Genomic DNA, 11,754 nt, shown 5'->3' with positions numbered 1-11,754 from the left:
TGCCGAGCACACTAAAAAAGAGGATGGCTTTCACCACCCTCTTTTCTTTCTTACATAAATTCTGCCACAAGTTGATCAAATTTTTCTTTACTAATTGTTAAGTCCGCTTCTGTCAGTGGTTTTTCGCTATAACCCGGCACAAGGTCTTGATATGATTTGCGCTCTTTATTTTGATAAATAAGCCCTGTAACAAGTCCTTTATGTTTCATTAACGTTTGCATCGCCATTTCGCGGTTAGATGGATCATATCCTTCAATGGAACTTAAGCTCGTTAAATTGTCTTTAAACCAATCGTATGTGTTCACTTTATTGTACGTGACGCAAGGGCTAAATACGTTAATGAGCGAGAACCCTTTATGCTTAATGCCTTCTTCAATTAATTGCGTCAACTCTTTTAAGTCGCTAGAAAAGCTTTGAGCGACGAACGTTGCTCCTGCAGTTAACGCCATTTCCATAATCGACAACGCTGGTTCAACTGAACCTTGTGGCGTACTTTTCGTTTTAAAGCCAACTTCACTACGTGGTGATGTTTGACCTTTTGTTAAACCGTAAATTTGGTTGTCCATGACGATGTACGTAATGTCGATATTACGACGAATCGCATGAATCGTATGACCCATTCCGATCGCAAATCCATCACCGTCACCACCAGCAGCAATGACAGTCAAATCACGATTGGCCATTTTCACCCCTTGGGCGATTGGAAGCGCTCGACCGTGCACACCGTGGAAGCCGTACGAGTTAATGTAACCAGAAATACGTCCAGAACAACCAATTCCAGATACAACAACAAGTTCATGTGGTTCGAGTCCAACGTTAGCAGCTGCGCGTTGAATAGCCGCTTGTACAGAAAAGTCACCGCAACCTGGACACCAGTTTGGTTTAATGTTATTACGGAAATCTTTAAATGTCGCCATGTTTAAAACAACTCCTTGCATTTTGTATAAACTTCGTGCGGTAAGAACGGATTGCCATCATACTTCAACACGTTGAACACTTTTTCAGCATGTCCAACGTTCATTTTTAAAATGTTGGCAAGCTGTCCTGTTGCGTTATTTTCAACAACAACGACTTTTTTCGCTGATTGCACGAGCGGCAACATGTCTTCTGTTGGGAACGGATGAATGAGACGAACGTGTGCATGGTTTACTTTTATACCATCGCGCTCTAAACGTTCCATCGCTTCTTCAATCGCTCCACGCGTGGAGTTAAACCCAACAATTAATAAATCCGCTTCTTCATGCTTCACATGTTTATGAACTGGTGTCGGGAATTGAATATGTTTTAGTTTGCGTAAACGCTTATCCATTTGCGCAATACGATTCGCTGCCACTTCAGACGGACGACCTGTCTCATCATGCTCAACGCCTGTCACATGGTGAATGCCATTTTTCATTCCTGGTAATACACGTGGTGACACACCGTCTTCTGTCACTTCATATCGTTTAAAACAACCTTTGTCTGGGATTTCAGGAAGTTCCCCTGTTACGAGCTTACCGCGACGAATTTCAATTTTATCGTACTCTAGCGGCTCTACAGTTTGCTTTCCTAACGAAAGTTGTAAGTCTGTTAAAACGATAACCGGACATTGATACTCTTCTGCAATATTAAACGCTTCAACCATATCATAAAACGCTTCTTGTACAGTGCTTGGCGCCATGACTACTTTCGGAATCTCTCCGTGCGTACCGTAAATCATCGCCATTAAGTCGGATTGCTCTTGTTTTGTTGGAAGACCTGTGCTCGGCCCACCACGTTGTGTATCAACGATAACGATTGGCGTTTCTGTAATCCCAGCTAATCCGATCGCTTCCATCATAAGTGAAAGACCTGGTCCGGCCGAAGCTGTCAACGTGCGAACACCCGCATAGTTCGCACCAATAGCCATTGTACAAGCTGCAATTTCGTCTTCTGTTTGAATGACTGTACCACCAAATTGCGGAAGCTTCTTAATTAAGTATTCCATGATCTCTGACGCTGGGGTAATTGGATACGCTGCCATGAAACGAGCGCCACCAGCAAGCGCACCAAGGGCAATTGCATCGTTTCCAATCATAAACATTCTCTTTTTGCCGTCCGCTTTTTCAAGCTGCATCAATTGAATGTTGTCACCCAGTTGTTCACGCATGAACTGAGCGCCCGCTCTGATCGCTTCCATGTTTTTCGCAACAACTTGTTCACCTTTGCGACCAAAAATCTCCTGAACGACCCCTTCATATACGCTAATATCAAGACCGAGTACTGCGCTAGAAGCTCCGACTGCAACCATGTTTTTCATTAATGCTGTTCCTAACTCTGTTGCGATATCTGTAAATGGAACCGCATACAACGTAGCTTTTGACTCATCCGGAATCGTCGGATTAAACTTTGCGTCCGCAATGACGACTCCGCCTTGACGCAACTCATGAAAGTTAAAATCAATCGTCTCTTGGTCAAAAGCTACTAATATATCAAGATCATCGGCAATCGAACGAACTTGTGTCGTGCTAACACGAATTTTATTGTTCGTGTGACCACCTTTAATCCGAGATGAAAAATGGCGATAACCATATAAGTAGTAGCCTAGTCGGTTGAGCGCAATGGAGAATATCTCTCCCGTACTTTCAATACCTTCCCCCTGTTGTCCTCCAACTTTCCATGAAAGTTGACTAATCATGTCTTACACCCCTTTAAAGTTCCATCAATTGTAACATAACGTTGTACGATTATAAGTGTAGCACTTTTCCAAAAAAAGCTCTACCATTTCGCTTAATAAATTTTTCGAAAAATTTCATATACTAAACGCTTTCATTCTAGCCCTATTGCAAAAAAATTGCAATATATTTGTTACAAAAATGTGAATTTTTCCTCCGATTTTTTATTGTGGGATTCGCTCATAAAAATTACAAAACAAAAATTTTTTCACCTGCTCTTCTTTAAAATGCTTCAACAACTCTTCAATGAAGTGCGTATAGTGAGAAACCTTTCCTAATTGTTCCACCGTTTCAAAAATGCCGTCAAAATCAGAGCCAAAACCGATGTGATTTTCCCCGCCTAGCGCACAAATATGATCAACATGACGCAACACATCCGTTACCGTTGTCGTCTCAGCGTCATGACGTAAAAACTGTGGAACAAACGTCACACCAATGACTCCGTTTTTCTTAATGAGCGCTTGAATTTGATCATCGCGCAAATTACGCGGATGTGGACAAAGAGTATACGCATTTGAATGTGAAGCAATCGGATAATGAGCTAATTCAATGACATCCCAAAACGCGCGCTCGCTTAAATGCGACACATCTGTCCAACATTGTTGTTCATTTAATAATTGAACAACTTCTTTTCCGAATTTTGTTAACCCCCCGCCGCGTTGCTCAAGGGCACCATCTGCTACCATATTCGCATCATTCCATGTTAAACCGACAGAGCGAACACCGAGGCGAAGAAGTGTACGCAACTGCGTTAAACTTTCTCCAATGGCTTCACACCCTTCTAATGTAAGCATCGCCCCAATTTCATTCGGTTGCAATTGATCAATTTCTTTTTTTGATCGAACAACTTTCATGTTTGGCTGTGACACAATTTTTTCATAAAAATAATCAATCATCTCTAGCGCTACAAAAAAACGCGACTCAGGTCTTACATGTTTTGGAATATAAATCGCAAACCCTTGTACAGTTACACCAGCCTGCTTTAGTCCATCATATGTTACATGTAATGATGAGCTTCGTTCAAATGATAAATCTTGATCACAAAATAGTTGATATAACACATCACAGTGAGCATCAAATATGCGCACAATCATCCCTCCACAAAAATAACCTGCTTGCTGTACAAGCAAACAGGTTTATGTGTATTAACGCGGCTCAACAATGAGCTTAATTGCCGTCCGCTCTTCCCCATCAATTTGAATGTCCGTAAACGCAGGAATACAAATGAGATCAACTCCGCTCGGTGCTACGAATCCTCGCGCAATCGCTACTGCCTTAACGGCTTGGTTTAATGCACCTGCGCCGATCGCTTGAATTTCAGCTGCACCGCGTTCTCTCAACACGCCTGCAAGTGCACCAGCTACGGAATTAGGATTAGATTTTGCTGAAACTTTTAATATTTCCATTTCTAGCTCCTCCTCGTTTCTAACAATTGCTTGTAAAAAAGTTGTACTGTTCATTATATATTCGTCCCTGTTTGCTCGTATTCCTGCTACAATATGTATTTTTTCAGAAAAATCTTAAAAGAGGAACTAGTCAAAATATGGATGATCGTCATTAATCATAATTCGCTGAATCGATTTCGTTTTCCCGCTTTTTTCATCTACTTCAATGAGCACGGCATTCAACTGTGCTCGGCCTGTTGTGACTTCAAACCGAACCGGTAAACCTGTTAAAAATTTGCGTAATACCGCCTCACGATCCACTCCTAAAATTCCATCATAAGGACCTGTCATACCTACATCGGTAATATAGCCTGTTCCGTTTGGCAAAATACGTGAGTCAGCTGTTTGAACGTGTGTGTGCGTACCCACCACAGCGCTTACTCGCCCATCTAAATACCATCCCATCGCTTGTTTCTCGCTTGTTGCTTCCGCATGAAAATCAACAACAATAATAGGTGTGCGCATAAGCGCCATTTCTACTAATTCATCTGCTTTTTTAAACGGGCAATCAATCGCTGGCAAAAACGTCCTTCCTTGCAAACTGATCACCGCAACTTCATATCCCTCTACTTGAATAAACACAATTCCTTTTCCCGGTGTGCCCGCTGGAAAGTTCGCTGGACGAACGAGCATTTTCGCTTGATCAATAAACTCAAAAACTTCGCGATTGTCCCATGCATGATTGCCAAGCGTTACTGCATGTACGCCCATCTCTAAAAAGCGATGATATATTTTTTCTGTAATCCCCTTCCCACCAGCGGCATTTTCACCATTAACAACGATCACATGCGGCTTATATTTCGCTTTCAATTTAGGCACATATTCATCAACCATTTTTCTTCCCGGCTGTCCTACGACATCACCGATAAATAACATTTTCATTTTATTACCCTTTCTATACTCATGATCTCCATTTTTCAGTTTCGCACAAAATAAAACGTTTATCAATACGAAAAAGCCACTCCAAACGAGGAGTAGCTTTTATTTTGCGTATTCAACAGCTCGTGTTTCACGAATGACTGTGACTTTAATATGTCCCGGGTAGTCAAGCTCTTCTTCAATGCGCTTGCGAATATCACGCGCTAACCGGTGCGCTTCCAAGTCATCAATTAAATCCGGCTTGACCATAATGCGAATTTCACGTCCTGCTTGAATGGCATATGACTTTTCGACACCTTCATATGACTCAGCGATTTCTTCAAGCTTCTCCAGGCGACGAATATAGTTTTCTAACGTCTCGCTTCGAGCTCCTGGACGAGCAGCAGATAAAGCGTCTGCAGCAGCCACAAGAACAGCGATAATAGACGTTGGTTCCGTATCACCATGATGCGAAGCAATGCTATTAATGACAACTGGATGTTCTTTATATTTTGTTGCAAGCTCTACACCAATTTCGACATGGCTTCCTTCAACCTCATGGTCAACTGCTTTTCCGATGTCATGAAGAAGACCTGCTCGCCGTGCAAGCATTTCATCTTCCCCTAACTCCGCAGCCATCAAACCAGCTAAATATGCAACTTCCATTGAATGTTTAAGAACATTTTGCCCATAGCTCGTACGGAACTTCAACCGTCCTAAAATTTTAATTAAGTCTGGATGCAATCCGTGAACACCGACTTCGAACGTCGTTTGCTCTCCGACTTCACGAATATGCTCATCCACTTCTCTTCTTGCTTTCTCGACCATTTCTTCAATTCGAGCCGGATGAATACGTCCGTCTTGAACGAGCTTATCTAAGGCGATGCGCGCTGTTTCGCGACGGATTGGATCAAAACCAGATAAAATGACTGCTTCTGGCGTATCATCAATAATAAGATCAATACCTGTTAATGTTTCTAACGTACGAATGTTACGCCCTTCACGCCCGATAATGCGCCCTTTCATTTCATCATTTGGCAAGTTCACAACTGATACAGTCGTTTCTGCTACATGATCAGCAGCACAACGTTGAATGGCAAGCGATAAAATTTCTTTTGCTTTTTTATCGGCTTCTTCTTTCGCTTTCGTTTCTGCTTCTTTAACCATGAGCGCAATTTCGTGCGAAAGCTCTTTTTCTACACGCTCTAAAATGATTTGGCGTGCTTCTTCGCGCGTCAAGCTAGAAATGCGCTCAAGCTCTGCTTGTTCTTTTCGAACGAGTTCTTCCACTTTGCTTTCCATCTCTTCAATATGCTGTTGTCTTTCATTCAGAGAATTCTCTTTTTTCTCAAGCAATGCTTCTCGCTTGTTTAATGATTCGTCTTTTCGATCGAGATTCTCTTCTTTTTGCAACAAGCGGTTTTCCTGTTTTTGTAACTCACTTCTTCGTTCGCGAATTTCTCGTTCTGCTTCAACACGAAGTTTGTGAATCTCATCCTTTGCTTCAAGGAGCGCCTCTTTTTTCAATGCGTCCGCTTCTCGTTTCGCTTCTTCGATCATTTGTTTGGCAGCTGCTTGTGCGCCACCAATTTTTGCCTCGGCAATGGATTTACGAACAAAAAAGCCAACAACTGCACCGACGACTAGGGCAAGCAAAGCGGAGATGATCGTTTCACCCATTGTCCTCACCTCCTCTTGCTATAAATTCGTTACTTCATCAATGTCGGCATGTACATTGCAACCATTCAACATACACTTCAAAATTGTCAAATATACATGTACATTTTAAAGGTGACCTTTCATATTGTCAAGGCTTGTCATTGTGGGAAAGCGTTTCATGTGGTTGGAAATTCCAAAATAAAAGGAAAAGAGACACAATGTGCCTCTTTTTACTCTAAAAAGTCTAAGTCATCTTCACGCACAGACGTCGTTGATGCACCTGTTGTAATGCCATAATGTTGACGGATTTCACGCGCAATTTCTTCCATAATGTGTGGATTTTCTTTCAAAAATTGTTTTGCGTTTTCCCGACCTTGTCCTAGTCGTTCATCTTTATATGAATACCACGCGCCACTTTTCTGAATGATGTCAAGTTCGGCACCCATATCAATAATTTCGCCTTCTTTTGAAATTCCTTCGCCATACATAATATCTACATCTGCTGTTTTAAATGGCGGTGCCACTTTGTTTTTAACGACTTTAATTTTCGTTTTATTTCCAACCATGTCGTTGCCTTGTTTGATTTGTTCAGCACGACGCACTTCTAAACGAACAGACGCATAAAACTTCAATGCGCGACCACCAGGAGTTGTCTCTGGCACATCCTATAGATTTACCATCTCTATAGGGTGGACTATATCTTCATCTCCAAACATGGAGAGCCTTGCGCTTCCAGCAGTAGCCTATCCTCTGCTGTACCCTACTCAGTGGCAACATATGCCCCTTTCGGTAGTCTCTACACCTTCCTTACTATAAAAGTAGTAAGGCTTGGCACGGTATTACCCCATAAATCTTGGAGGGCTCCACCGTTAGCACGAAGTATACAAACTTCGCACACCCCTAGGCAATCGGGTTCACAAGGTTTTTTTCTTGCTATCACTAGCAAGGGAAACCCAGAGTAAATTGCTTAATTTTTTCTGTTACATGTTCAATATTTTGTAGTTCTTTTTCGTATATAACCAAATAACGATAGCCTTTTTTTGATAAATATTCTCTCTTTCTAACATCTCGATCTTGTACCTTTTTTGTTGAGTGAGCCCATTCACCATGGACATCGATACAATGTTTTCTTCCAAGATAAAAATCAATAGACCATTTATCTATTCGTTTTTGTTTTATATACGCTAGATCAAGTTGTTCAAGAATTTGTTCAACCTGTTGCTCGATTTGTGTATCAAAGTTTTTCCGTCGAACCTTCACCCCAAGTTCTTTTCTTCTCTTTGCCACACAAGTATCAGTTACACCATACTTTTTAGCAATCTCTACGTGGGATAAATAAGGATTTCTTAACTCCCTCTCAACCTCTTCTGTTTTGGGTAAATACATCTTCCAATGTCTCTGCCTTTGTATTCCTAAAAGTTTGATGATTTCCCCAATCCTTCGAGGATCTAACCGTGTTTCACGCGATATTTCGGTTAATTTCTTGTTCGAATTTTGAACGATATAATCAACTTGCCACTGCTCTATATTTCTAAATGTTCTATTTCCCACTTTAACAACCAAATCATATCTCCTCCTAGAGAGGATATAGAAAGAACTACAATTTGTGAACATGTAACGAAATTAAGCAACCATATATCGATTTCCAAACATAACCCCCACTTTTTCCCTTATTTGGTTAATAAAGATAGCAATCGTTTTAGATTTGTTAATGGCGCCGGATAATTTACGTAGTGCTTGAGACATAAGACGTGCTTGTAGCCCAACGTGGGCATCGCCCATTTCCCCTTCAATTTCTGCTTTTGGAACAAGGGCTGCAACGGAGTCGATAACAATAATGTCAACCGCTCCGCTTCGCACAAGCGCCTCAGCAATTTCTAACGCTTGTTCTCCTGTATCTGGTTGAGAAAGCAACAATTCATCAATATTGACGCCTAACTTTTCAGCATAAATAGGGTCTAATGCGTGTTCTGCATCAATAAATGCCGCTTGACCACCTTGCTTTTGCACTTCTGCGATCGCATGAAGTGCAACCGTTGTTTTCCCTGATGACTCCGGACCGTAAATTTCGATAATACGTCCGCGTGGATATCCACCTACTCCTAATGCAATATCAAGTGCAAGAGAGCCGCTTGATACAGTCGAAATTTGACGATCTGTTTGCTCTCCTAGCTTCATAATGGAGCCTTTTCCAAACTGTTTCTCAATTTGCTTTAACGCCTGTTCTAATGCTGCTTGACGATCGTTCAAAGAAACTCCTCCTTTTACTTGCAAAAAATAAAGCAGTAACTGCTACTTATTACTATACATGTTTTCTGTTTATTTGCCAAGAAAAAACGAATAGATGTTCGTAAATCAATGTAACAATTGCAGCAAATGATAACAACCATATTTTGCCGTACGCATCCGAATGGCTTGACGATCACCAGATAATGTAAGTGCAAACGTTTTTGTCCCTCGTTCTGTGGCAATCCCTATCCATACCGTTCCTACTGGTTTTCCTTCCAAATCGTCCGGTCCTGCAACCCCCGTAAAACTAATGCCAATATCACTTTGGCAAAGCTTCCGAACGTTTTCTGCCAACAATTGTGCACACCGTTCGCTCACTGCCCCCTCTGTTTGTAATATTTCTTTCGGCACATGAAGCACATTTTCCTTTATTTCATTCGTATAACATACAACTCCTCCCGTCATGACTATGGAAGCATTTGGAAGTGCTGTCATTTCCTCTAAAAACAAACCACCTGTTAAACTTTCAGCAGCAGCAAGCGTTTTGTTTTTTTCTTTTAATGTAGCTAGTAATTTTCCAAACAACGTTTCATCGTTGTAACCATAAAAGTAAGGACGCACGCGTGCTAAAATTTTTTGCTCCAACTCATGAATAAGTCGCTGCGCTTCCTCTTCGCGCTCATGCTTCGCTGTTAAGCGAAGGGTCACTTCACCATCAGCGGCCAGCGGAGCGATCGTTGGATTTGTCTGCGCATCAATCAAATCTTCAATTTCTGCTTCTAGTTGTGATTCACCAATATGAAAAAAGCGCAAAACGAGCGATACGACTTTTTCGCGAACATGAAGTTTTTGCAATAAAAAAGGACGTCCATATTTTATGAACATCGGTTGCATTTCTTTCGGTGGCCCTGGGAGGAGCATATATGTAATGTGGTCGACGGTAAGCGCCATTCCAGGAGCCATCCCATGTTCATTTTTTAACACGTAACATCCTTCCAATACAAGCGCCTGTTTTCGATTGTTCGGGGACATTGGACGCTTCGTTTTGGCAAAATAATTACAAATCGATTGCCACGCATCTTCATCTAAAACAAGCGGTTTATTTAACATATTGGCAATTGTTTCTTTTGTTAAGTCATCTTTCGTTGGGCCAAGTCCTCCTGTAAAAATGATCAAATTCGAGCGTTGCTTAGCCACCTCAATCACATGTGTAAGTCTTTTCGGGTTATCACCAACAACCGTATGATAATATACATCCACACCAATGTCGGCTAGTTGTTGCGATAAAAATTGAGCATTTGTATTTGCAATTTGACCAAGTAAGAGCTCCGAGCCAACTGCGATAATTTCTGCTCTCATCTTTCTCCCATCCCCTTTTATTTACTTTGAATGACGAAACGCGTGTTTATTTTTCGCGAAATAATCCCATCCTGACCAAATTGTGAAAACGAGCGCTATCCACAATGAAATGTCTGCAAACGGGATCGACAAGAGCGAAAAAGGAATATTATGCAAAAGAAGCGCAGCAATTGCAACAATTTGCGTCCACGTCTTAATTTTTCCAAGCATATTCGCTGCTACAACTTCTCCCTCTCCAGCTAGCACAAGCCGCAATCCTGTTACAGCAAATTCTCGGCTAATAATGACAATCACTATCCAAGCTGGTGCCAAATCCAATTGTACAAGCGCAATGAGGGCAGCAGATACGAGCAGTTTATCTGCAAGCGGGTCGAGAAACTTCCCTAAGTTCGTCACTAATCCGTATTTTCGGGCGTAGTATCCGTCCACCCAGTCAGTTGTCGATGCAATAATGAAAATAAGCGCAGCAATTGCATGTGTCATAGGTAATTGTTCTCGCCCAATTTGAATGACACCGAAATCAATGGGTGCTAGCAAAAAAATAAGGAAAAAAGGAATAAGTAGCATTCGTGCAATCGTAATTTGATTCGGTATATTCACAGCACTAACCTCCAGCATTCATTCGACATTATTGTTTGTTATGAATAATCGCAATGTCTTGACGGACATGATCATTCGGATTGACAGGATATTGAAGCGTCTGTCCGTTTATTTTCACTTCCGTATTTAATGTTTGACCAATGACTAGCAACACTTCTGTCTCATTAGTTAAATCGAATGTTTCAGTTTGGTTTGCATACATCATTTTACGTGCAAACGCCTTCCCTTTTCCGTTTTTCACTTCGATCCACGCATCGCCCTTTGTTGCAATGTCAATGATCAATTGTTCTCCTGTCACTTCAAGCGTCGATTTTCGACCATTCGTTTCCACTACTTTTACCATTGTTTCCGATGGTTGTTCGTTTTCCCCTTCATTTTCTGCTTGTTGTTCATTTTCAGACTGTTGTTCACTTTGTTTTTCAGTTTGTTGTTTTTTCGCTTGTTCTGACTGTTCAAACTCCGCCCCTTCCTGAATAATTTGCTCTTGTGGTTGTTCGTTCACCGTTCGGTTTTGAAAGAAAAACCAAAGGGCAACCGCTAATCCGACAACGAATGTACCAATCAAAATTTTCGGGAGCACATCGAGCACTTTCGCACCTTGCTCTGATAATTGTCGCGATTTGACACGCGATAGTTCGCCAGGGAGCTCTTCTTGCTGAGCAGTTGGAATTTCATTCGCATATTGCTCAAACAGCTCATCAGGATCAAGGCCGACTGCTTCAGCATATTGACGAATAAATGCTCGGACATAAAATTTCCCCGGCATGATCACATAATTTCCTTGCTCAATTGCAATTAAATATCGTTTTTGGATTTTCGTGATTTCTTGCAAATCATCCAAACTCATATTTCGTTGTTCTCTAGCTTCTTTCAAACGCTTCCCTAACTCTGTCAACGGAAACACCTTCCAT

General features: G+C 41.5%; 10 protein-coding genes and 2 pseudogenes. All 12 read right to left on the bottom strand.

Features of this window, described 5'->3' with window-relative positions:
• Window positions 1–50: 50 nt before the first annotated feature.
• Entirely contained in the window at window positions 51–917 is an 867-nt protein-coding gene (locus ABEV15_RS13785; protein WP_429632315.1) for a 2-oxoacid:ferredoxin oxidoreductase subunit beta, read from the bottom strand.
• Between the two features lie 2 nt (window positions 918–919).
• Window positions 920–2,656 carry a 2-oxoacid:acceptor oxidoreductase subunit alpha gene (locus ABEV15_RS13780; RefSeq protein ID WP_498853525.1) on the bottom strand — a complete coding sequence of 579 codons (1,737 nt, stop codon included), beginning with the start codon at window positions 2,654–2,656 and terminating at the stop codon, window positions 920–922.
• Window positions 2,657–2,857: 201 nt separating this feature from the next.
• Window positions 2,858–3,787 carry a dipeptidase gene (locus tag ABEV15_RS13775; RefSeq protein WP_429632309.1) on the bottom strand — a complete coding sequence of 310 codons (930 nt, stop codon included), beginning with the start codon at window positions 3,785–3,787 and terminating at the stop codon, window positions 2,858–2,860.
• Between the two features lie 51 nt (window positions 3,788–3,838).
• Complete coding sequence (spoVS, locus tag ABEV15_RS13770) at window positions 3,839–4,099, bottom strand: stage V sporulation protein SpoVS (RefSeq protein WP_003181955.1); 261 nt, start codon at window positions 4,097–4,099, stop codon at window positions 3,839–3,841.
• Window positions 4,100–4,225: 126 nt separating this feature from the next.
• The gene (locus tag ABEV15_RS13765) at window positions 4,226–5,020 is read right to left on the bottom strand and encodes a TIGR00282 family metallophosphoesterase (protein WP_429632306.1); all 795 of its coding nucleotides are present in this window, start codon (window positions 5,018–5,020) and stop codon (window positions 4,226–4,228) included.
• A gap of 99 nt (window positions 5,021–5,119) precedes the next feature.
• The gene (gene rny / locus ABEV15_RS13760) at window positions 5,120–6,676 is read right to left on the bottom strand and encodes a ribonuclease Y (RefSeq protein WP_429632303.1); all 1,557 of its coding nucleotides are present in this window, start codon (window positions 6,674–6,676) and stop codon (window positions 5,120–5,122) included.
• 209 nt (window positions 6,677–6,885) lie between these two features.
• Window positions 6,886–7,314: pseudogene (locus ABEV15_RS13755) on the bottom strand (recombinase RecA family protein); the annotation flags it as partial.
• Between the two features lie 280 nt (window positions 7,315–7,594).
• On the bottom strand, window positions 7,595–8,218 hold the full coding sequence (locus ABEV15_RS13750; protein WP_498853524.1) for a DUF559 domain-containing protein: 624 nt from the start codon (window positions 8,216–8,218) through the stop codon (window positions 7,595–7,597).
• A 78-nt stretch (window positions 8,219–8,296) separates the two neighbouring features.
• A pseudogene (recA, locus tag ABEV15_RS13745) lies at window positions 8,297–8,905 on the bottom strand (recombinase RecA); the annotation flags it as partial.
• 105 nt (window positions 8,906–9,010) lie between these two features.
• The gene (locus ABEV15_RS13740) at window positions 9,011–10,243 is read right to left on the bottom strand and encodes a competence/damage-inducible protein A (protein ID WP_498853523.1); all 1,233 of its coding nucleotides are present in this window, start codon (window positions 10,241–10,243) and stop codon (window positions 9,011–9,013) included.
• Between the two features lie 21 nt (window positions 10,244–10,264).
• On the bottom strand, window positions 10,265–10,843 hold the full coding sequence (pgsA, locus tag ABEV15_RS13735) for a CDP-diacylglycerol--glycerol-3-phosphate 3-phosphatidyltransferase (protein ID WP_429632298.1): 579 nt from the start codon (window positions 10,841–10,843) through the stop codon (window positions 10,265–10,267).
• A 28-nt stretch (window positions 10,844–10,871) separates the two neighbouring features.
• On the bottom strand, window positions 10,872–11,738 hold the full coding sequence (locus ABEV15_RS13730) for a helix-turn-helix domain-containing protein (protein ID WP_498853522.1): 867 nt from the start codon (window positions 11,736–11,738) through the stop codon (window positions 10,872–10,874).
• Window positions 11,739–11,754: the final 16 nt, after the last annotated feature.

Source organism: Bhargavaea massiliensis (genome assembly GCF_050480245.1).
Lineage (GTDB): Bacteria > Bacillota > Bacilli > Bacillales > Anoxybacillaceae > Anoxybacillus.
Note: the sequence above shows the minus strand (reverse complement) of the source record. Positions and strands in the feature narration are given on the sequence as shown.